Here is a 22,703-nt window from a genome sequence, read left to right on the forward strand (position 1 = left end):
TTCGTCACTCTTCTTGTCATGCCATTGCAAGGATCGGCCCGCGGGGGGGCCGAAGTGGCCGATAGATGCGGTTGCACCCTTGCTCTTTCACGAAACCGGGCCCCGCTCCGATCGGGGTCTCGCGGCTGCCCAGACACAGGAACCCGCCACGCGCCAGCGAATCCTGGAACAGGTTGAACACCTGCAATTGCAGATCGTCGCCGAAATAGATCAGCACATTCCGGCAGAAGATCAGGTTAGCCTCGCAAAAGACGCCGTCCGTCGCAAGGTTGTGCTCGACGAAAGTCACGTTGTCCATCAGCGCGGGATCAAAGCGGAACCCGTCGCCCGACATGCGAAGATGCGAGGTCAGCAGGCCCGCGCCGCCACTTTCGCGATACCTGCGCTCGACCGTCTCGAACTGGTTCAGGGGAATTTTGGCTCCGCCCCGGGCCGCATTCAGCCGCGCGCCGGATATGTCGCTGGCAAAGATTCGGGCGCGGGAATACAGCCCGGCCTCTTTCAGCAGGACCGCCAGCGAAAAGACCTCCTGCCCGCCGGCGCATCCCGCATGCCAGATGGTGATGCTGGAAAAGCTGCTGAGCAGCGAAAAGATGCGGGTCTTGACCTCGGCAAAGGTTTCGGGTTCGCGGAAATAGTCGCTGACCGAGATCGTCAGGTTTTCGATCACGAAATCGATCCGGTCGGGATTGGCCAGGATCCAGTCCCGCAATTCCGCGAAGTCGGCCAGACGAAGCTTGGTGCAAAGATAGCGCATCCGGCCTTCAAGTGGTCGGTGCCGATAGCCGCGGAAATCATAGCCGAACCTTTCGAACACGGCCCGGGTGATTTCGGCGACCTCATTTTCCATTCGGAAGATGCTCGCGGATCATCGTCAGCAGCTTCGGCACCTCGACCGGCTTGGTCATGTAGTCGGTCGCGCCCGCCGCAAGGCACTTGTCGCGGTCGTCCTTCATCGCCTTGGCGGTCAGGGCAATGATCGGCAGTTGCTTCCATTCGCCGCCGCGCTTGCGGATCTCGGTCATCGCCTCATAGCCGTCCATGTTCGGCATCATCATGTCCATCAGGACGATCTGGACGCCGGGATTTGCCTCCAGTTCGGCCAGCGCCTTGATGCCGTCCTGCGCCAGGAGCACGTCCATGCCCTTGCCGCGCAGGACCTTGGCCAAGGCATAGATATTGCGCATGTCGTCATCGACCAGCAGCACCTTGCCCGAGATGCTGGCGGTTTCCGGTCTTGCCGGGGCGGGGGCCGCGACCGGTGGGGCCGATCCGTTCGGCGCGGGACGCGGCTGCCCCTTCAGGAACTGCTCGACCTCGTCCAGCAGGCGCTTTTGCGAATGCTCGCCCTTCAGGACGATGCTGTCGGTAAAGGCGCGCAGACGCAGGGTTTCGTCCGGCGACAGGTCGCGGGCCGAATAGATGACGACGGGTGCGCGTTCGGCGCGGGCGGACATCTTGTCCAGCAGTTCGAACCCCGTGACGTCGGGCAGGCCGATATCCAGGATGACGCAGCCAAAGCTGCGCGCGGCCATCAGGCTCAGCGCGTCCTCTCCGGTCATGGCCGAGACGACCTCGATGCCCGCGCGGGACAGAAGCTGCGAGATGGCGACCTGGGTGCCGGGATCGTCCTCGATCACCAGGACCGCGCTTCGATCCTGTGTCGTAACGCTGTTGCCGGGATTGTCGCCGCCGTTCAGGACGGGCTTGCGGACCGGCATTGCCGGTTCCGGCGCGGCCTCGGCCGTCCCGTCACCGGCTTGCAGGGGCAGGGTCATGTGGAAGGTCGAGCCTTCGCCCTCGACGCTGCTGACCACCAGCTCGCCGCCCAAAAGCTGGACAAGCTGGCGCGAGATCGCAAGGCCAAGGCCGGTGCCGCCGAACTGCCGGCGCGTGCTGCCATCGACCTGCTCGAACGGACGGAAGATCGCCTGCAGCTTGTCGCCCGGAATGCCGATCCCGGTATCGGTCACGCGCAACGACAGGACCTGCCCATTGTCCTGCGAGGAAACGTCGACCTTGACCGAACCTTCGGCGGTGAATTTCAGCGCGTTCCCGATCAGGTTGTTCGCAATCTGCTCCAGCTTGCCACCGTCGGTCCAGATCTGGGTCGGCAGGTCCGGGGCGAAATGCAGCGTGAACTCCAGCCCCTTCTGTTCCGCAAGCGGGCGGAAGGTGCGTTCCAGCGTGTGGCAGAAGGCCGCCAGGGAAACTCGTTCGCGGCTGGTTTCCAGCTTGCCCGCCTCGATCTTGGAGAGGTCCAGGATGTCGTTGATCAGGCGCAGCAGGCTGACGCCGCTGGTATGAATGACCGATGCCGCCTCGACCTGTTCCTTGTCCAGGTTGCCCTGGTCATTCTCGGCCAGGTCCTGGGCAAGGATCAGCATGCTGTTCAGGGGCGTGCGCAGTTCATGCGACATATTGGCAAGGAAGCGCGACTTGTACTGGTTCGCGCGTTCGACCTCTTCCGCGCGCGAGATCGCCTCCTGCCGGGACTCGATCAGCTTCTGCCCTTGAAGCGCCAGTTCGTCGCTGCGGCGTTCCAATTCGTCATTGGTGGCCTGCAGGGCCTCTTGCTGGGCGCGAAGTTCTTCCTCGGCGGCCTGCAGCTCTTCGGTCTGGCGCTGGCTTTGCTCAAGCAGCTCGCGGGTGCGCAGGACGCGGCGCAGGTTTTCAAGGGGCAGGGCGACGATGCCCGGCGCGTCCTCGACGATGCGGCGGCGGACATCATCGGGTGTGTCGACCATCGCGAATTCCATGACGCCGATCAGACGGTCCTGCACCAGCACCGGCACCACAAGGACCAGCGCCGGCGTTCCCTCGCCCGTGCCGGAATGGATCCTGACATAGTCATCGGGGACCGGGGACAGCATGATCGCCTTGCGTTCCAGCGCGCATTGGCCGACCAGCCCTTCGCCCAGCTTATAGCTTGTCGCGACATGCCGCCGTTCCCGAAAGCCATAGCTGGCGTAAAGGTTCAGCGTCTGGCTGGCTTCGTCAAAGGCGAAGAAGACGCCGACCCCGGCCTTGATATGGGGGGCCAGGGTTTGCAGCGCGGCATCGGCGAAATCCTTCAGCGTCTTTTGGCGCTGGATGATCTGCGAAAGCTCGGTCAGCGCCTCGCGCGCCTGCAGGTCCGCGCTGCGTTCCGTCGCAAGGTTGCGAAAGATCAGCAGCGAGCGGCTCATTGCGCCGATTTCGTCGGGGCGGTCCTGAAAGGGCACGGCCTCGGCGCGGTCGTCATTGGCCAGCCGGTGCATCGTCACCGCCAGCCGCTTCAGCGGCGCGCCGATGCGCTTGTACAGCACCAGATAGGCCAGAAGCGCGGCCAGCGCGACGCAGACCGCCGCGATGATGCTGGCCGTGCGCAGCCATTCGATGGCGTCGTTGCGCTTTTCCCGTGCCTCGTCCAACTGGCCTTCGACCAGCCCGTCCAGCCGATCAAAGGATTCCCGCGGGAAGCTGTCGATCCGTTCGGTCACGTTGGTGGTCAGGAAATAGGACAGGGCCTGTGCGCGCGCGCCGGGGGTCACGGTCCCCTCGATGCGCGTCAGCAGCGGGATCGCCCTTTCGTTCATCCATTGGGTTGCCGCGACCTGGATCGCAACCGCGTCCGCAACCGCCTGCGCGTCAAGACCGGGCAGGCGCAGCAGCCTTTCGACCGCCGTCAGCGTTTCCTGATGGGCCTTGTCGAATTTCTCGCGCGATTCATCGGTTCCGCGCGACAGGGTGTCCACAAGAGCCAGTTCACGGGCAAGGATCGCGCGTTCGACCGCCTCGATCGCGGTCAGGCTGGCCGTCAGGTCGCGCACCTCGTTCTGGGCCGAAGACAGGTGCCGGGTTCCGATATTGACGACAAAAGTCACCACTGCGACGATCAGCAGGAAACTCAGCATCACCGCGGCGAGTTGAGACCCAAGCGAGAAGCCAATCGTGCGGTTCGTCAAAATCTTTCCTCCACCCGCGGGGAATTGATGGGACCGGTTAACAATCAAACGGTGTTTCTTCTTAGCCCAGAACATCCGAAAGGTTAGTCGGAAAAAATGACCGCAGCGAATAAACTGCCGCCATGCAGTGGATTGGACATGCAGCGCGCTGCAATCTGCGCGTGAACATGTCCTTAATGCCACAATCTTTCCACATTGTGCTTTCCCAAGGGTGAGGCCCGGTGCCGGGCTTGCTAATGTCAGCAACGGTTACGCAAGGAGACAAGATGACGGCTCGGGATGTTCGCGATCGTGGCATGGGGCGAAAGTCTGGGCGTCGTCTTGCAATATTCGGTAAGTGCCGGCCTGTGCTGGCGCTGGCCCTGACGGCAGCGGTTGCAAGCGGGTGCAGCACCGATCCGCAGACCTTTGGCCTGACGCGCAGCCAGATCGAGGAGCGCTCTCCCTTTGTCGCGGTTCCGAACAGTCAGGCATGGGTGAATGCCGCCAATACCCGCAGCGTGCTTCAGCGCAATCTCGGGGCCGAGACCGAGCAGAAGATCGGGCTGTCCAATGCGTCCGGCGTCTCTGGCGACAACATTATTCTTCTGCGGACGCGGGCGGGATCCTCGAACCTGGGCAGGCTGCGTTTCGAGGATCTGGTCGCCCGTTTCGGGGGCTTGCCCCATCCCTTCACCAATCTCGGCTCTGGCGATCTGCTTGAGGCCCAGGATGAGATCGGAACCTATTTCTGGACCGGCCAAAGTGTCGGTGAAAGCACCAACTGCGTCCTTGGGATCCGCCGCGTGGACGGAGGGATGCGCCAGTTGCCGGGCGGGGCGGGTATCATGGACATCATCGTTCGAAATTGCGTCAACGGCAGCCAGCAAGACGCGCTGGCGCCGCTTCTGGCCAACAGCATCGGCATCGCGCCGGGGGCCGGGGGCGCCGATGGCGTCAGCCGGATGCTGTCGCCGTTGGCAGCCCCCACCGGCAACCTGACGCCCAGGGCGACGACCGGAGGGCAGCGATGATGAAGGGCCATGGTCCGATGCGCTTTCTGCTGATGTCGCTGTGGGTGCTGGCGCTGGTGCCGGTCTTCATCCTCAGCGCCGCGCCGGTGTCGAACATGGCGCAGGCGATGCTGGGTGTGGTCGCCGTTCTGCTGGTGATGATCCTGAAGCCCTTCACCACGAATATCGCGGCGCGGATGGCGCTGGTCGGCGTCGCCAGCGTCGTGGTCCTGCGCTATTGGTTCTGGCGCGTCACCGCGACCCTGCCGGAACCCGAGCTGAGCGCCTCGTTCGTCTTCGCGGTCCTGCTTTTGGTGGTCGAGACCTATTCGATCCTGGTGTTCTTCCTGGGCGGCTTCATCACCGCCGACCCCCTGGAGCGCGGCTTGCCGCCCAAGGTCGAGCTGGAGAACCTGCCAACCGTCGACATCCTTGTCCCGTCCTATAACGAACCGGTCGAGATGCTCAGCATCACGCTTTCGGCGGCCAAGAACATGGTCTACCCCGCCTCGCGCCGGCGGGTCGTGCTGTGCGACGACGGCGGCACCGACCAGCGCTGCAATTCTTCCGACCCCGAGCTGGCCGCGCGCGCCCGTGCCCGGCGCGCCGAGCTGCAAAAGCTGTGCGAAGAACTGAACGTGATCTATTCTACGCGCGCCAAGAACGAACATGCCAAGGCCGGCAACATGAGCGCCGCGCTGGAGCGGCTGGACGGCGATCTGGTGGTGGTCTTCGACGCCGACCACGTGCCTTCGCGGGACTTTCTGGCGCGGACCGTCGGATATTTCGCGCAGGATCCAAAGCTGTTTCTGGTGCAGACCCCGCACCACTTCATCAACCCCGACCCGATCCAGCGCAACCTGGGCCTGAAATCCCCGCCCGAGAACGAGATGTTCTATGGCATGATCCATCGCGGGCTTGACCGCTGGGGTGGCGCGTTCTTCTGCGGTTCTGCCGCCGTGCTGCGCCGAAAGGCGCTGGACAGCGTGGGCGGTTTCGCCGGCGAGACGATCACCGAGGATGCCGAAACCGCGCTGGAGATCCATTCGCGCGGCTGGCGCAGCCTGTATATCGACCGCGCCATGATCGCGGGCCTGCAACCCGAGACCTTCGTGTCCTTCATCCAGCAGCGCGGCCGCTGGGCCTCTGGCATGGTCCAGATGCTGATGCTGAAGAATCCGCTGTTCCGGCGCGGCCTGAAGCCGTTGCAGCGGCTGTGCTATATCAACTCGATGTCCTTCTGGTTCTTTCCCCTGATCCGGCTGGTCTATATCATCGCGCCCCTGACCTATCTGTTCTTCGGGGTCGAGATCGTCGTCACCACCTTCCAGGAGGCGATGACCTATGTCCTGAGCTATATGGCGGTCGTGCTTCTGGTCCAGAACGGCATCTTTGCCCGTTATCGATGGCCGCTGATCTCGGAAATCTATGAAATCGCGCAGGCGCCCTATCTGGCGACCGCGATTTTCCGAACCATCCTGCGCCCGCGCGCCGCCAAGTTCGCGGTCACCGCCAAGGACGAGACTTTGGCCGAGAACTATATCTCTCCGATCTACAAGCCGCTTCTGGGGCTGTTCGCCCTGACGCTGGCAGGGGTCATCGCGCTGGTCGCGCGCTGGATCGCCTTTCCCGGCGACCGCAGCGTCCTGTCGGTCGTGGGGGTCTGGGCCGTCATCAACCTGCTTCTGGTGTCGCTGTCCTTGCGGGCGGTCTCGGAAAAGCAGCAGCGCCGCAGTGCGCCGCGCATCTCGATCAGCGTGCCGACAACCATCAGTTGGGCCAACTGCGGTCCCTTCCCGTTGAAGGGGACCGTGCTGGACGTATCTACCAGCGGGGCGAATCTGCGTCTGGACCAGACCCCGCAAGGCAAGGATGCCCGCATGATCCGGCAGGGGGACGAGATTTCCTTCCGCCCGCGTTTCGAGAACGCCACCCATCTGGAACAGAATGTGCGGGCGGTGGTCCTGGCCTTGCAGAACAGCGCGCAGAACGGCACCACGCTGGGGGTGCGCTTCCTGCCGGACCAGCCGATGGCCGTCCGCGAGGTCGTGGCGCAGCTGATCTTCGGCAGCAGCGAAACCTGGCTCGCGCAGCGCGAAGCCACGCGCGAAGGCAAGGGCCTGACGGCGGGGCTTCTGTATATCGTGGGGCTGATGCTGACCTCGATCCCCAAGACCATCTCGGACTTCATGCACGAACCGGCACGACGCCGGCGGAACGCGCGTGCGCAGCAGATGGACCAGAAGCCCGCGCACCTGATGGCCTTCGGTGCGGATTTCGACACCGAGGAGCATCGCAACGAAGCCATGCCGCAGCCGCTTGAAGCCCTGATTGGGATGGAGGGCCGAGGATGATCCCGCGCGGCTTCCTGTCGTCCTCATGCCGGATGGCGCTGGTTTGGGGGATGCTGGCTGGCGGTGCCCTTGCCCAGCCCGTGCCCGAGATCCAGATCACCCCTCCGCCCGAAGCGGCCAGCCCCGCGCCCGCGCCCGCGCCGGGACCGGCGGCGATGCCCGCGCTTGCGCCCGTTCCGGCGCAGCGCGACGGAACCGAGCCGGTGGCCGAAGCGCCTGATCGCCAGCGTTTCCTGGGCCTGCGCCCGACCGCGCCTCTGCCACACGCGATCGTGATGGGGGCGGGCCTGTCCCAGCCGGGCGTGGTCCGCCTGACCGGAGAGGTCGCCGAAAGCGGTTTTTCCCTGTTGCTTCCCGAGGGGGTGCCCCTGCCGGAAGAACTGGTGCTGAACGTGCGTTCCTCGATCGACGTGCTGCCCGATACGGCCGCCCTGCAGGTCACGGTCAACGATGCCCCGCCGGTCGACCTGCCGCTGCAGAATTTCGACGGCTTCGGCGCGCTGCGCGTGCCCGCGCCGGACCTGAAGCCGGGGCTGAACAGGATCGGCATCCTCGTCCGCCAGCCGCACCGCATCTTTTGCGGACCCGATGCCAGTTTCCAGCTTTGGACCGAGATCCAGCTTGCCCGCAGCGGGGCCGAATACCCGCTGGACGCCTTGCCGCCGGATGCCCGGATCTTTTCGCTGGCGGTCGGCAACCAGATCGGTGCGGGGCAGCCGCTGGACCTGCGCGTGGACCAGCAGATCGAACCGGACACCCTGCGCGCCGTGGCCGGCGCGCTTGGCGCTGCGATGCAGGGGCAGGGCCAGCTGAATGTGCAGTCATTCTATGCCCCCGCTTCGGCAGGCGGCGCCGCTGTCGCGCTGATCGCGTCTGACCAAAGCCGGGTCAGCTATCGCCAGGATGCCGGAGGCGCGACCGTTCTGCAGATCGAAACCGCGAATGGCCAATTGCCGGATCTTGCGGGTGCCATTCTGCCCGATGCGCTGCCCGCGCCGCACCCGGCCCCCATGCTGCCCCCCGGCCAGACCCTGACACTGGCGGATCTTGGCGCGGATGACATCGTCGGGAATACCCACTATTTCCGCCACGACCTGCCGTTCCGGCTGCCCGCGGACTGGCTGCTTCTGGCCAACCAGAAGGCGCATCTGAAGCTGCATTACGGCTTTGCCGCCGACCTGCCGCAAGGTGCGATGCTGCTGGTCAAGATGAATGACGAAACCATCCGCCTGCTGCCGCTGGACCGGGACGGCGGCAAGATCATGGAGCCGCTGGCCGTTCCCTTTGCCGCGCGGCTTCTGCATCCGGGGCTGAACAAGCTGAGCTTCGAAATGATGGTGCCCGGAAATCCAAGCGATTCCGCCTGTCCCTTGCGCCGCACGGACATGCTGGTCGTCACCAGGGACACCAGCATCGAGGTTCCGTCCTCGCCCGCGATGCGGCTTGCGGGCATCTCGACCCGGCTGTCGCGGCTGACCCCCGCGGGGATCGCCGTCAGTCCCGATGCAGGCGATCCGCGCCGGATGCAGGTTTTCGCCGCGCAACTGGCGGCCGGGCTTGCGCCGGGCGACAGCCCCGATGCGGAGGTGCGGCTGGACCTTGTCGATATCGCGGGGCTTCCGCAATCGGGCTCTGACCTGCCGGTTCGCGTGCTGCAGGAGGCGCTGTTTCCGGTGGCCGCCGCTGCAGCGCCCGCGACCCAGACCCCTGCCGCCCCCGCTGAGCCGCGCTTCCGTCTGAGCGAAGAGGAAGCATCCCCGGCACAGGAACAGGTTACCGCCGAAACCCAAGCCAACCCCCGGCATTCGCTGGGCGGCTGGCTGTCCCGCCAGCGCGAGCGGATCGAGAATGCGGCCTTCATGACCTCGGACGATGCGTTGTCCGAATGGCTGCAGGGCCGCAAGGGCGATGCGCTGCTGATGCCGGGCGGGCCGGATCAGCCCGGAACGCTGCAACTTGTCCTGGGCCCCGGTGCGCAGATCCAGACCGTGGCAGCGACCCTGAACACCCTTCGCGACGCCTGGCTGGGCGAGGGCAGGGCGGTGCTGATCTCGAATGACGGGACGTGGCAGGTCTGGTCCTCGGCCGAGCTTCCGCGGATGGAGGGGCCGGTCACGCCCCTGAACCTGCTGCCGGTGCTGGGCAACTATGCCTCGTGGTCACCGTTCCTGTTCACGGTGGTCCTGCTGGGCCTTGGCCTGATCTCGACCATCCCGGCACTGCTAGTGGTGGTGTTGTTCCGCAAGCGGAGGATGCGCTGATGGACCGGCGGGCGTTCCTGTGCCGCACACTGGCCGCGGCCGCTGCATTGCCCATCGCCGATCGGGCCTGGGGGGCGAATGAGGCGGGGTATTTCGACGCGAACCACCCGCTTCAGGAATCCTGGCGGATGTGGAAGTCGCTGTGCCTTGCCGATGACGGGCGGGTGATCGACGGCTACCAGAACTCGGCCAGCCATTCCGAGGGGCAGGGCTATGGCCTGACCCTTGCCGCGTTGTTCGAGGATCGGGCGGCGTTCGATGCGATCCTGGGATGGAGCGACGCCAACCTTGCCGTCCGCGACGATGCACTGCTGGCGTGGCGTTGGCTGCCCGATGCCACCCCCCAGATCCAGGATCGCAACAATGCCACCGATGGGGATCTGTTCCACGCCTGGGGCATGGTCCTTGCCGGTGCCAGACAGGGCCGCCCGGACCTGGTCGAGCGCGCGACCCGCATTGCGGCGGACATCGTCCGGCTTTGCGCCGCGCCCCATCCCGATGGCGGCGGGACCTTGTTGCTGCTGCCGGCGGCGACCGGGTTCCGGACGGCCGAGCAGGTTGTCCTGAACCCCTCATACTACATGCCGCGCGCGATGCGCGAGATTGCAGCGGCAACCGGGATCGGTGAACTGACTGCGATGGCGGATGCGGGCGATGCGCTGATCGGGACGCTGGCGCAAGGCGGGCTGGTCCCGGACTGGATCGCGCTAACCGCCCAGGGCCCCGTGCCCCCGCCCGACAGCTTTTCGCGCAAGTCCGGGTATGAGGCGATCCGCGTGCCGCTGATGGCCCTGTGGTCGGGGAATGCCTCCTCCAAGGCGGTCGCGAATTTTGCCGAGGCGACGGCGGCTGCGTGGAAAGAGGACAATCCCCCCGTCGTGTTCGATCCCGCGACCCGCGAGGTGCTGGAACGCAGCACCCATGCCGGTTATCGCGCCGTCGCCGCGCTCAGCAATTGCGCGGTCTCGGGTGGCGTCGGTTCGGTCATGCCGCGTTTTACCACCGATCAACCCTATTATCCGGCGACCCTGCATCTGATGGCGCTGGTCACACAGGCGACGAAATATCCCCAATGCGTGCCCATATGATCCGTTCGACCTTCCTTGCCGCCGCCCTGCTTGCCGCCTTTCCGGCCTTTGCGCAGGACGCCCCTTCGCCGGACGAATTTCTGGCGCTGAACATCTATCTGCAGCGGAACGAAACCGCGGCGGTGGATGCCGAGCTGCGAAGGTTGCGGCTGAAATATCCGCAATGGACGCCGCCTGCGGATCTGAGCCAGCTGTCCAACCGCTCCCCCAGCACCGAGATCGACCTCTTCTACAAGCAGGTCGCCGCGGGCCAGCTGGACCAGGCGCGCGCGACACTGGCGGCGATGCGGCGGGATTATCCGAACTGGACCCCGCCCGCGGACATGACCACCCAGCTTGAGACCGCTTCGGGCCAGCAGACGCTGGATGCCGCGCTGAAAAGCGGGGATGTCGACGCCGCGCGTTCCGTCGCGGCGCGCACGCCCGGCCTTTTGCGCTGCGACCGGATCGACAATGCCTGGCGCATTGCCGATGGGCAGCGCAAGGCCGGAAACTCGGCCGAGGCGCTGGCCACCTATCGCGCGATCCTGGGGGCCTGCGTCAATCCGAACGATCTGGCCTCGACCATCGAAAAGGCGGATGGGGTCAGCAGCGAGACCGAATTGCGCGCGATGGTCGCCCAGGTCAGCGGACGTTTCCCGGCCGAGGCGGCACGCTATGACCAGCTTTTGCAGCGGCTTCTGGCGGGCAGGGGGGGCAGCCAGCCGGTCATTGCCGCGACGCCCAAGGCCGCAGCCGCGCCCGCGCCCACCGCATCCGCGCCCACCGCGACCGCACCACGAGAGGCGCAGCCGCAATCCCAACCCCGTCGCCAGCAGCAGGCGCGCAGCGCGGATCGCGAAGGCGGGGCGGCAGTCGCCCCGCGCCGCTCACGCGAGACCCCGGCGCAATGTGCGGCGCGGACCGCAAATGCGCGTGCCGCCGGAACGGTTCTGGAGCGGGCGTGGTGCGTCTATAACCTTGACCGGACCATGGACGCGATGGCCGATTTCAAGGCCGCATTGTCCGGTCGCCTGACCGCCCAGCAGCAGCGCGAGGCGCGCTATGGGCTGGCCCTGTCCTATCTGAAACTTGGCATGGCCGAAGAGGCCTCGCGCCTGGCCGCATCCACCGATTTCACGCGCCAGCAGCGCGTCGATGTCGAACGCCAGATCCTGGACCAGCGCGGGGTGCAGGCCTATCGCGAACGGCGCTATCGGGACGCGATCCGTTACTTCGATGCGCTGGAACAGGTCAGCGGCGGCATTCGTCGCGATCTCGCGATCCTGCGAGCCTATGCCTATCTGAACGCCGACCAGCGTCCCAAGGCACGGGCCGAATTCACCCGCCTGAACAACGAACTGTCGACGAACGAAACGCGGCGGGGACTGCGCGCGGCGGACTGAAACCTGCCCCTGCAACGCGGCGCGCGGGGCAGCCCCCCTCGCGCCCGCCGGGCAGGCTTGTCATTGGCCCACCGCCTGCAAGCGGCGGGCGGGGGCGGCATACTTTCCCTGATTTCCCTTTCCGACTTCGACATTTCACGCACCGGGAACAATTGCCTTCTTCCAGGGTTCAGCGCCCCGGAGGATCCGACATGACCCGCAAGAATGGCGACGACGAGCAGGACAATCCCGCGACCAATCCCGACCGAGAGAATGGTCAGGGAAAGCACGACGGCTCGGCCCACCAGCCCGAAGAATTCCTCAAGTCCGGGCCGCAGGGCGCAAAGCCCGACACGGCGATGGGCGGGAACCGGGACAAGAAAGAAGACTGCTGACAGTGGCCGGGCCGCGCGATCCGAAGGCGAATTTCTGACGACCTGTTCTCAACCAAGCCGGAAGGAGAATTGCAGTGAACTCGATCATCTATCTGGTCGGCCTTGTCGTGGTCGTCCTGTTCATTCTTTCAATTCTGGGGCTACGCTGATGGCCGGTCCATATCCCGAAGGCGGATCGAACCGCAGCCATGTCGACTGGTCGGCTGTCTTCGCGGGCGGGGTGGTCGCCAGCGGTGTCGCCGTCGTGCTGACGACCTTTGCGGCGGCATTGGGGCTAGGGTCGATTTCCGTGGGCGAAGATGGTGGCGTCAGCCTGTGGTGGCTGGTCGTAACGGCCCTGTTCGTCATCATCTCGATGGTGGCCGCAAATGCCCTTGGGGGCTATATCGCGGGCCGCATGCGCCGACCCGTCGGCTCGGCCGCAAGTGACGAGGTCGCGATCCGGGACGGCATCAACGGTCTGGCGGTCTGGGGGCTTGGCATGATCGTCACTGCCGCCTTGGCCACGACCGCCGTGACCGGCGGCTTGCGGGCCGCGGGCTCGGCCGCCAAGACCGCAGTCGAGGCGACAGGGGCTGTCGTCGGCGGCGCGGTCCAGGGCGCAGGCGAGTTGGCGGGCGGCGTGGTTTCCGGCACAGGGCAGGCGGTCGGGAGCCTTGCGCAGGGCGCGGGCCAGGCGCTTGCGCCGACCTTGGAGGAGGTGCTGCCGCAAGGTCTGCAAAGCAATCCCCTGGACTATATCACCGACACGCTGCTGCGCCCGCAGGGCCAGCGTCCACTTGGCGGGTCACCGCAGGATGGCGGAACCGATCCGGCGCAATCCCAAAGGCGGATAGTCGGGGTTCTGGGCAACATTGTCCGCAGCGGTGAAATCTCGGACGAGGACCGTGGCTATCTGCGACAGGAGGTTGCCGCCCTTACCGGCGCGACGGAACCAGAGGTCGATGCGCGCGTCAACGACGCGATCGAGAAGGCCCAGGCCCTTCGCGCAGAGGCGCAGCAAAGAATCGAGGATGCCAAGACGCAGGCCGAACAACTCAAGGCCGAGGCGCAAAAGCGTCTGGACGAGGCCAAGCAGCAAGCGGCTGACGCAGCGGAACAGGCCCGGATCACCGGCATCCTGACCGCGTTTCTTCTGGCGGCGTCGTCGCTGATCGCTGCCGCGGCCGCCTATATCGGCGCCGTGCATGGGGGACGCGACCGGGACAATGGCCACATCTGGCGCGGACTTTCCTATCGTCGCTAGGTCATGGTGACGAATGACCACGCGGCGATTTGAAGAAGCCCCCCGGAACCAGGGCGCAGGCCCGGTTCCGGGGGGTGGATGATTTTGCGGCGCATTCCGGCGCGGCTTCGCGGGCCGAAGATCCGAGCCATCCCCGTTCGCAGCCCTTGGGCCGCTTCGATGCTTCCGAACGGAATTGAACACGCGCGCCATCTGAGCGCCCGGCTGGAAACCTTTTGCTGGCGCGGGTGTTGTATGGCAGTCCCGGAACCGGCTTCAGGCAGCTTGATGTTTAGTCCCTCTTGTATCACGGTGCGCCTCCGTCTGCCCGATCCCAGTCTTCCTCACGCGAGCAATCCATGACCTCACGAACTTCCCGCCTGTCCGAATGGGCGATCCTGCTTGGCGTGGGGGCTATCATTGCCGCGACCTTTGCCGCTGATGTCAACGTGCCCCTGGGGCGGAACCTGTGGCTTTTCTATTTCCTCGCCCTGACGCTCAGCTTTGCGTCGCCGCGCAGGTGGATGCCGTTTCTGGCGGTGGGGACCATCATTCTTGTCCTTCTGGCCGGGTGGTTTCTGGGGCCTGCCGGCGTCGACAGGGGGCTTGCCGCGCTCAACCGCAGCCTGGCCGCGACGGTCATGCTGATCCTGTCCTTTGCCGGCAGCGTGATGATCCGCAATCGCGAAAGGGTCACCGCGCATGATTGGGAACAGCGTGTCGAGGTGCGGCTGGCCGACGATTTGCAGGGTGATCTTTCCCCTGAAGAAATCGGCGACCGCTGCCTTGCCGTGCTGTCCGAGTCGCTTGAGGCGCGGGCGGCGGCCTTTTACGCGGTCGAGGGGGACAGTCTGCGGCGCATCGCAGGCTGGGGTCTGGATGATGCCATGTCCGATCCGATGGGGGCGGGCCATCTGCGGCGCGCGCTGAAAGAACGGCGCATCGTCAAGCTCGAGGCGCCGGGGGACAGCGCGCTCGGCTGGCGTTCGGGCCTTTTGCAGGGCAGGGCGCTTTACAGCGTCATCCTGCCCGTGCGCGACGGGGCGTCGGTGAACGGCGTGATCGAGATCGGCCTGGATCAGCCCCCGTCCCCGCGCGCGCTGGACCTGCTGCCCCGGCTGGCCGAACGCATTGGCGTGCTGCTGCGCTCGGCGCTGTACCGGGGAGAGTTGCGCGCGCTGCTTGAGGAGACGCAGCGGCAGGCCGAAGAGCTGCACAACCAGACCGAAGAACTGGCGGCCACCAACGAGGAGCTGGAAGAGCAGACACGCGCCTTGCGCGAAAGCGAAGGCCGCTTGCGCGACCAGCAGGCGGAACTGGAAGAACAGAACGCCCAGCTTGAAACCCAGACCGCGCAGCTGGAGGAGCAGCGCGATGCGCTGGCCCGTTCCCGCCGGGATCTTGCCGATCAGGCCGAGGAGCTGGCGCGCGAAAGCCGCTACAAGTCTGAATTTGTCGCGAACATGTCGCATGAGCTGCGCACGCCCCTGAACGCCCTGCTGATCATGGCGCGTCTGCTGGCCGAGAACCGGCCCGGCAATCTGGTCCCCGATCAGGTGCAATGGGCCGAGACGATCGAAAGCTCGGGCAAGGATCTTCTGGCGCTGATCAACGACATTCTGGACCTCGCCCGCATCGAGGCGGGCAAGGTCGATTTCGATCCGGTGCCGGTGGTGGCCGCAAGCATCACCGCGAAGATGGAGCGCGCCTTTTCGCCCTTGGCGCGGGACCGCGGGCTGGCGCTGCATCTGGATATTTCCGATGACGCGGGCGAGCTGGTGACGGATGCCGTGCGGGTCGAGCAGATTTTGCGCAATTTCATCGGGAATGCGCTGAAATTCACGCAAAAGGGCAGTGTCACCTTGCGCCTGTCCGCACAGGCGGACGGCGTGGCCTTTTCCGTCATCGACACCGGCATAGGGATCGCGCCCGAGCAGCAGCAGGCCGTGTTCGAAGCGTTCCGTCAGGCCGATGGCACCATCTCGCGCCGCTATGGCGGAACCGGGCTGGGCTTGTCGATCTCTCGTGATCTTGCGCAACTGCTGGGCGGTGAGATCACGCTGGAAAGCCATCCGGGAAAGGGCAGCACCTTTACCCTGCTGCTGCCGCGGGTTGCCCCGAATGCGCCCCCTGCCACCGCCTCGGCACGACCCGCCGCGCCCGCCCGGGCGCCGGCGTCCATCGCGACCGAGGCGCCGCGGGTCGAAACCGTGGCCAGCACGGACGAGCGCATGTTGCTGATCGTCGAGGATGACCCGGCATTCGCGTCCATCCTTGTCGATCTGGCGGATGAGCTTGATTTCCGCACCACCGTGGTCGCGACCGCCGACGAAGCCATCCGCTTCGCGCGCGAACAGAAGCCCAAGGGGATCGTGCTGGATATCGGGCTGCCCGACCATTCCGGAATGACGGTGCTGGACCGGCTGAAACGCGATGCGGGGACACGGCACATCCCCGTGCACATCGTCTCGGCCGAGGATCATTCGGCAAAGGCGCTGGCGCAGGGCGCGATGAGCTATTTGCTGAAGCCCGTCGCGCGCGAGTCGCTGGCCAAGGCCATCGAAAATCTTGATCGCAAGCTGAAGAAGCACCCCCGACAGGTCCTGATCGTCGAGGACGATCCCGCCCAATTGATGGGCCTGCGCGAGTTGCTGCGTTCAAACGAGGTCGAAACCCACGGCACCGCCACCGCCGCCGAAGCTTTGGCCGCCTGCCGCGAGACCAGCTTTGACTGCATCGTGCTGGACATGACGCTGCCCGACGCCTCTGGTTTCGAACTGCTGGAAAAGCTGAGCGAGGATGACAGCGCCCCGTTCCCGCCGGTGATCGTCTATACCGCGCGCGATCTCAGCGACGCCGAGGAACAAAGGCTGCGGCGGCATTCGCGCTCGATCATCATCAAGGGGGCGAAGTCGCCCGAGCGCCTGATCGACGAGGTCACGCTGTTCCTGCATCAGGTCGTCTCGGACCTGCCGCCGCGCCAGCGCGAGATGCTGGCCGCCTCGCTGAACCGCGACGCGCATCTGGACGGGCGTCGCATCCTGGTGGTCGAGGACGATATCCGCAACGTCTATGCCCTTACCGGCGTGCTTGAGCCGCATGGCGTCGATGTCCAGATCGCCCGCAACGGGCGCGAGGCACTGGAGGCATTGGGCCGCGTCGCCGATGGCGGCGGGCCGCGCATCGATCTGGTGCTGATGGATGTGATGATGCCGGAAATGGACGGGCTGACCGCGACACGCGAAATTCGCCGCATCGCGCGCTGGAAAAGCCTTCCGATCATCATGCTGACCGCCAAGGCCATGGCGGACGACCACGCGCAATGCCTGGCCGCCGGGGCCAATGACTATTTGTCGAAGCCGCTGGATGTCGACAAGCTTCTGTCCCTGGCGCGTGTCTGGATGCCCCGATGACCACGCTTGCCCTGTCCGCCGAGCCGATCGCCCAACTTGAGCTTGACCTGTTGCTGGATGCGCTGAACCGTCGCTATCACTATGACTTCCGGTCCTATTCACGCGCCTCGCTGATGCGCCGGATCGAAGCCGCGCGCGAAAGGCTGGGCTGCGCCACCCTGTCGGAGGTTCAGGGGAGGTTGCTGCGCGAGCCCGAGGTTCTGCATATCCTGATCGACGCCCTGACGGTCCAGGTCAGCGAACTGTTCCGCGATCCCGAATATTTCCTTGCCCTGCGCAATGAGGTCGTGCCCTACCTGCGCACCTTCCCTTCGCTGAAGGTCTGGGTGGCAGGCTGCGCGAATGGCGAAGAGCTGTATTCCCTGGCGATCCTGTTTGCCGAGGAAGGGTTGCTGGACCGCACGATCTTTTACGCGACCGAGATCAACCGGCGCGCGCTGGACCGCGCCGGGGCCGGTGTCTATGACATCGCGCGGCTGCCCCTGTTCTCGACCAATTATCAGCAGGCGGGTGGACGAGGATCGCTGTCGGATTACTACACCGCCGCCTATGGCAGCGCCGCCTTTCGCCGCGACTTGCGCCAGCGGACCGTGTTTTCCGAGCATGACCTAGCCACCGACCAGGTGTTCTCCGAGGTGCATCTGGTCTCGTGCCGAAACGTGATGATCTATTTCGACCGAGACCTTCAGGACCGGGTCTTGCGCCTTTTCAGCGACTCGCTGGTGCATGGCGGATTCCTTGGCCTTGGCGCGCATGAAACACTGCGGTTCGCGACGAACCAGGCGGATTTTTCCCCGTTCAACGAAAAAGAGCGCATTTGGCGCCGCATGACCCGACCGGAGCATTCCCATGCCTGACAGACCGATCCGCTTTCTTCTGGTGGACGACATCGCCGAAAACCTGGTGGCGCTGGAAGCGCTGCTTCGTCGAGACGGGCTGGAGATCCACAAGGCGCTGTCGGCGAACGAGGCGCTGGAGATGATGCTGGTGCAGGATTTCCAGCTGGCCTTCGTCGACGTGCAGATGCCCGACATCAACGGCTATGAACTGGCCGAGCTGATGCGCAGCACCGAACGCACCCGCGAGGTGCCCATCATCTTCGTCACTGCCGCCGAGCCCAGCGAAACCCGCAGCTTTCGCGGCTATGACGCGGGCGGGGTGGACTATATCTTCAAGCCCATCGATCCCGTGATCCTGAAATCCAAGGCCGATGTCTTCTATCGACTGGCGCGCCAGGCCAAGGACCTGATGCGGCAGCGCGACGAATTGCAGCAGATCGCGCATGATCGTGACCTGGCGATGGCCTCGCTTCGCGCCCATGCCGACAATTCGCCGCTTGCGCTGGTGGAATGCGACGCCGACCTGACGGTTCGCAGCTGGTCGCAAGGCGCGGGGCGTATCTTTGGCATTGAGGCCGCCGACATGATCGGCCAACCGCTGAGCCGCGCCCCCAGTTTTTCGGCCCAGACGCTGCAGATGCTGTCGGAATGGGTGGCGGGTGACGATGCGCTGGCCCGACATACCGCCGAAATCGCTGCCGCCGGTCCCCAAGGGCAGTTGCATTGTGAACTTTACGGCTCGGTGCTGACGGATCCGTCCAATGGCCGCACGTCGCTGTCGCTGCAGATCCTGGATGTGACCGAACGCCACCGCGCCGAGGCGACGCGTTCGCTGCTTGTCGGCGAACTGAACCATCGCATCAAGAACACGCTTGCCAATGTGCAGGCAATCGCCCGTCAAACGCTGCGCAGCGCCAGCGACTTTTCCGATTTCGGCAACCGCTTTTCCGGCCGCCTGCAGGCACTGGCGCGCGCGCATTCGATCCTGTCGAACGTCACCTGGAGCAGCGCCTCGCTGGACGAGATTCTGGGCGACCACATCCACGCCGGCACGCTGGACGGCGACCGGCTGCACCGCAGCGGGCCAGCGATCAAGTTGTCGCCGGAAAACACCCTTCACCTGGCATTGGTCCTGCATGAGCTGGGTACGAACGCGGTAAAATACGGTGCGTTGTCGCAGCCCGACGGCGATGTGCACCTGCAATGGAACATTCACGGCAGCGAGCTGGTGCTGGTCTGGCGCGAAAGCGGTGGTCCGGCGGTGACGGCCCCGACCAATCTGGGCTTTGGCTCGACGCTGATCGGCAGCGGCATCGGCGGCAACCGGGCCGTCGCTGACTGGCGACCCGAAGGCGTGATCTGGACCATCCGGATCGGCAGCGGCTTTCACAGGACCGACGCCGTCGAGACCAATCCTGTACGCGAGACGCCGGTCGAGACCCCGGCCACCGATGTCGTCGCCGGCCGCCGCATCCTTGTGGTTGAGGACGAGGCGCTTGTCGCCATGGATCTGCGCGCCGGACTGGAAGAGGCGGGGGCGTCGGTGGTGCGCATCGCCCGGACCCTGCCTGATGCGATAGCGGCAGCCGCCGGCGAGGAAATTGACCTGGCGCTTCTGGACGGAAACCTTGGCGGCAAGCCGGTGGATGAGGTGGCAAGCATCCTCACGCGGCGCGCGATCCCCTTTTGCTTCGTCTCGGGCTATGGCCGCGAACATCTGCCCCGCGGTTTTGCGGACAACCCCGTCTTGGCAAAGCCCTTCGCCGCGGAAACCCTGATCCGGACGGTTCGCGACATTCTTTCGGCACGGCTTCCCGAGCAGCATGGCGCCTGACGCGCAGAAAGACCGAAAACCCCTGTCCCGCCGCACGATCGGCAAGGAAACCAAACTGTTGGCCGCGCGTTAAGGCCGTGGCTCTGGACAAGTCGTCTGGCGGCCCGAATGAATAAACCTTGAGGATGACATGGCAGCAGCAAGTTTGGCCCAATCCATCGGTCAGGAGCTTCCGTTTCTGCGCCGCTATGCGCGGGCGCTGACGGGAAGCCAGACAGCAGGCGACAATTACGCCGCGGCCACGCTGGAAGCGATACTGGTGGAGCCGGGCATGGTCCCGCCGGATGATGTCCGCGTCGGGCTGTTCCGCACCTTCCACGGCATCTGGCACAGCTCTGGCCAACCGGTCGAAACCGAGGGACAAAGCGGCCAGGAAATCCGCGCGCAGGCCCGTTTGCGCAACCTGACGCCCAATTCGCGCGAGGCGCTGCTGCTGCACACGATCGAGGACATGAGCCACGACCAGATCGCCCGCATCATGCAGGTCGGCCCGGACGAGGCCGCCGAACTGGTTGCCATCGCGAGGGCCGAGATCGGCGGCGCGCTGTCGGCCAAGGTGATGATCATCGAGGACGAAACCATCATCGCGATGGATCTCAAGGGGATCGTTCAGTCCCTGGGTCATGAGGTGACGGGGATCGCGCGAACCCACAAGGCGGCCATCGAGCTTGCGCAAACCCAGCGCCCGGATCTGATCCTCAGCGACATCCAGCTTGCGGACGGCTCTTCCGGGGTCGAGGCCGTGGGGCAACTGATGGGTGATCTTGGCGACCTGCCCGTGATCTTCATCACCGCCTTCCCGGAACGCCTGCTGACAGGCGAAAGGCCGGAACCCGCCTTCCTGTTGCCCAAGCCCTATCGCGCAGATCAGGTCGCCTCCGCGGTCGGTCAGGCAATCTTCTTTGCCTCGACCGAGGATCTGGTCATCGCCTGAGGAAGATGAAGTAGCACCGGCCAGCGATGCCCCGGCACGCTGGCGCGGGCCATTCCGTTCCACGCGAGGAATAGACAACCCCGCCCATCCCGCGCATCGCTGGGTGGCGGGGATATGCAACTGGCGCGGCGAAAACGGGGGCGGATGACAGCGACGACATTTCAGGAACAGATCGCAGGGCTGGATGCGGTCGCGCTGGCACGTCGTCTGATCGGGGCCAGCTTGATCGTGCGTGGCGCGGGCGGCACCATCATCGAGACCGAGGCCTATGCCCCCGATGATCCCGCCTCGCACAGCTTCAACGGGCCGACCCGGCGCAACGCGGCCATGTTCGGCCCGTCGGGCCATGCCTATGTCTATCGCTGCTATGGCATCCATCTTTGCCTGAACGTGGTCGGACAACCCGGAGAGGCGGTGCTGATACGGGCCCTTGCGCCGCAGGTCGGGCTGGATCTGATGCAGTCGCGTCGCGGCACGGCGCCGCTTTGCAGCGGACCGGGGCGTCTGGCCGAGGCACTGGGCCTGCGCGCCGACGACAATGGCCTTTCATTCGCGGGGCCAGACCTTGCCATCACGCTGGCCCTTGCACAGCCCGATCTGTCGGTCGGGACGCGTATCGGCATCAGCAAGGCACAAGAACTCCCCTGGCGGTTCGGACTTGCCGGGGCAAAGGGGCTAAGCCGGCCCTTTGCCTGAACCTGCCGCTGCGCCGCAGGGGTGCCGCCTTCCACGGCTTCAACGGGGAACATTCCGCGGGCTTGCAGGTTCACAAGCCCCTGCCGCATGGCGATTTCCATCGGGATTGCATCGGCGCCGCTGGAAACCGGGCGACATGAACAGCATCCTCGATCCTGCAATTTCGGGTCCCCAGCGTCTTGTTCTGACCGACGGCATCGATCCGGCCCGTCATGCCGATGCAAGCCTTGATGCGATCGGCAGGCGGCTGGCCCGGCATCTTGGCCTGCCTGTCACGAACCGTGGCACCGGAAACGGCGACTATGCGGTGCCAAGGACCTACCTTGCCGGGCCGGCCCTTCGACCGGCTTCCCCTTGTCATTTCCTGGGGGGATGGGTGCAGGATGCGTTGCATGCCACCAAGGCCATCGTGCATCCCCTTGTCGGCAATCCCGCTTGTGTTCCGGCCCAATGGCCCGGGGGCCTGTCCCGCGATCTGGCGATGGCCACGCTGCCCGGCTTTACCGTCTTCTCTGCCGAAGATGCCCTGGCGGCCGGGCGCGAGTTGCTTCAGCGCCTTCCCAGGCTGCGGATAAAGCAGGTGCAAGCCGAGGGTGGACAGGATCAGGCGGTGGCGCATGATCTGTCACAGCTGTCCGCCGTGCTGGATGGCTGGGGCGATCATGTCCCCTCCGGGCTGGTGATCGAGGAGGATATCGCCGGGATACGCACGTTCAGCGTCGGACAGACCGAGGTTCCGGGGCAGACCGTCGCCTATGTCGGCGTCCAGTCGACCACCCCGAATAGCCGTGGAGAGGCTGCCTATGGCGGATCGACCCTGCTTTTCATCCGGGGCACGCTTCACGACCTTGCCGGCGCCCGGCTGCCCTGGCTTAGCCGCATGATCGTTGCGCGCGCGGCCGCCTTTGACCAGGCAGCGGATCGCCATCTTGGTCTGATGGCATCGCGACGGAACTATGACGTGGCGCTGGGTCGTGACAGCACGGGCGTCGCGCGCGTCGCGGTGCTGGAGCAGTCCTGGTGCGTCGGAGGGGCGACGCCCGCAGAACTGCTTGCGCTGGAGGAATTCGCCGCCGCCCCGCAATCCGAAACCGTCATCACCTCTACCGTCGAGCGCTATGGACCAGTCCTTGCGCCGCCGCCGGATGCCTTTGTCCTGTTCGATGGCTGTGATCCGACCCACGGCGCGATGTTGAAATACGCCGTGTTGGGAGAAGGCGAGGCGCAGGAGAAAATCTGAAATTCCCGTCGCAGCCGACTGGCTTTCGGCAAGCCTGATGACCCCCAGTTCCGGCGTCCCCGCCGTGCTGTTCGTCCATGGCTGCGACGCCGTCCCAACGCGCCGCCGATGTCACTCTTTG

At 65.4% G+C, this 22,703-nt stretch carries 15 protein-coding genes; 13 read left to right on the plus strand and 2 right to left on the minus strand.

Annotated features, from left to right (window positions below):
* Window positions 1-16 precede the first annotated feature (16 nt).
* A complete protein-coding gene (locus ACO2Q4_RS04770; protein WP_311759384.1) occupies window positions 17-850 on the minus strand; it encodes a CheR family methyltransferase in 834 nt (277 codons plus the stop codon).
* Window positions 840-3,947: a response regulator gene (locus ACO2Q4_RS04775; protein ID WP_423317660.1), complete on the minus strand. Its 3,108-nt coding sequence runs from the start codon at window positions 3,945-3,947 to the stop codon at window positions 840-842. The genes ACO2Q4_RS04770 and ACO2Q4_RS04775 overlap by 11 nt, the downstream gene beginning before the upstream one ends.
* Window positions 3,948-4,213: 266 nt before the next feature.
* Here ACO2Q4_RS04775 and ACO2Q4_RS04780 point away from each other — a divergent pair, with 266 nt between their 5' ends.
* From ACO2Q4_RS04780 to ACO2Q4_RS04840, 13 genes are all read left to right on the plus strand, one after another.
* Window positions 4,214-4,960 (plus strand): hypothetical protein, encoded by a 747-nt coding sequence (locus tag ACO2Q4_RS04780; protein WP_423317661.1) that lies wholly within the window; start codon window positions 4,214-4,216, stop codon window positions 4,958-4,960.
* Window positions 4,957-7,293 carry a UDP-forming cellulose synthase catalytic subunit gene (bcsA, locus tag ACO2Q4_RS04785; RefSeq protein ID WP_423317663.1) on the plus strand — a complete coding sequence of 779 codons (2,337 nt, stop codon included), beginning with the start codon at window positions 4,957-4,959 and terminating at the stop codon, window positions 7,291-7,293. Before ACO2Q4_RS04780 ends, bcsA begins: the two co-directional genes overlap by 4 nt.
* Window positions 7,290-9,554 carry a cellulose biosynthesis cyclic di-GMP-binding regulatory protein BcsB gene (locus ACO2Q4_RS04790; protein WP_423317665.1) on the plus strand — a complete coding sequence of 755 codons (2,265 nt, stop codon included), beginning with the start codon at window positions 7,290-7,292 and terminating at the stop codon, window positions 9,552-9,554. The genes bcsA and ACO2Q4_RS04790 overlap by 4 nt, the downstream gene beginning before the upstream one ends.
* A complete protein-coding gene (locus ACO2Q4_RS04795; RefSeq protein ID WP_423317667.1) occupies window positions 9,554-10,642 on the plus strand; it encodes a glycosyl hydrolase family 8 in 1,089 nt (362 codons plus the stop codon). Before ACO2Q4_RS04790 ends, ACO2Q4_RS04795 begins: the two co-directional genes overlap by 1 nt.
* Complete coding sequence (locus ACO2Q4_RS04800; RefSeq protein WP_423317669.1) at window positions 10,639-12,027, plus strand: hypothetical protein; 1,389 nt, start codon at window positions 10,639-10,641, stop codon at window positions 12,025-12,027. The genes ACO2Q4_RS04795 and ACO2Q4_RS04800 overlap by 4 nt, the downstream gene beginning before the upstream one ends.
* A gap of 191 nt (window positions 12,028-12,218) precedes the next feature.
* Window positions 12,219-12,401 (plus strand): hypothetical protein, encoded by a 183-nt coding sequence (locus tag ACO2Q4_RS04805; protein ID WP_311759377.1) that lies wholly within the window; start codon window positions 12,219-12,221, stop codon window positions 12,399-12,401.
* Window positions 12,402-12,549: 148 nt separating this feature from the next.
* Complete coding sequence (locus ACO2Q4_RS04810; protein ID WP_423317671.1) at window positions 12,550-13,647, plus strand: hypothetical protein; 1,098 nt, start codon at window positions 12,550-12,552, stop codon at window positions 13,645-13,647.
* Window positions 13,648-13,985: 338 nt separating this feature from the next.
* Window positions 13,986-17,039 carry a response regulator gene (locus ACO2Q4_RS04815; protein ID WP_423317673.1) on the plus strand — a complete coding sequence of 1,018 codons (3,054 nt, stop codon included), beginning with the start codon at window positions 13,986-13,988 and terminating at the stop codon, window positions 17,037-17,039.
* The gene (locus ACO2Q4_RS04820) at window positions 17,036-17,896 is read left to right on the plus strand and encodes a CheR family methyltransferase (RefSeq protein WP_311759374.1); all 861 of its coding nucleotides are present in this window, start codon (window positions 17,036-17,038) and stop codon (window positions 17,894-17,896) included. The genes ACO2Q4_RS04815 and ACO2Q4_RS04820 overlap by 4 nt, the downstream gene beginning before the upstream one ends.
* Window positions 17,889-19,712 carry a response regulator gene (locus ACO2Q4_RS04825; protein ID WP_423317675.1) on the plus strand — a complete coding sequence of 608 codons (1,824 nt, stop codon included), beginning with the start codon at window positions 17,889-17,891 and terminating at the stop codon, window positions 19,710-19,712. Before ACO2Q4_RS04820 ends, ACO2Q4_RS04825 begins: the two co-directional genes overlap by 8 nt.
* 130 nt (window positions 19,713-19,842) lie before the next feature.
* Entirely contained in the window at window positions 19,843-20,646 is an 804-nt protein-coding gene (locus tag ACO2Q4_RS04830; RefSeq protein ID WP_423317676.1) for a response regulator, read from the plus strand.
* A gap of 144 nt (window positions 20,647-20,790) precedes the next feature.
* Window positions 20,791-21,342, plus strand: coding sequence for a DNA-3-methyladenine glycosylase (locus ACO2Q4_RS04835; protein WP_311759371.1), 552 nt, complete (start codon window positions 20,791-20,793; stop codon window positions 21,340-21,342).
* Window positions 21,343-21,478: 136 nt separating this feature from the next.
* Window positions 21,479-22,582 (plus strand): DUF3182 family protein, encoded by a 1,104-nt coding sequence (locus tag ACO2Q4_RS04840; RefSeq protein WP_423317678.1) that lies wholly within the window; start codon window positions 21,479-21,481, stop codon window positions 22,580-22,582.
* Window positions 22,583-22,703 lie beyond the last annotated feature (121 nt).

Source organism: Paracoccus sp. KR1-242 (assembly GCF_049446195.1).
Classification (GTDB): Bacteria; Pseudomonadota; Alphaproteobacteria; order Rhodobacterales; family Rhodobacteraceae; genus Paracoccus; species Paracoccus broussonetiae.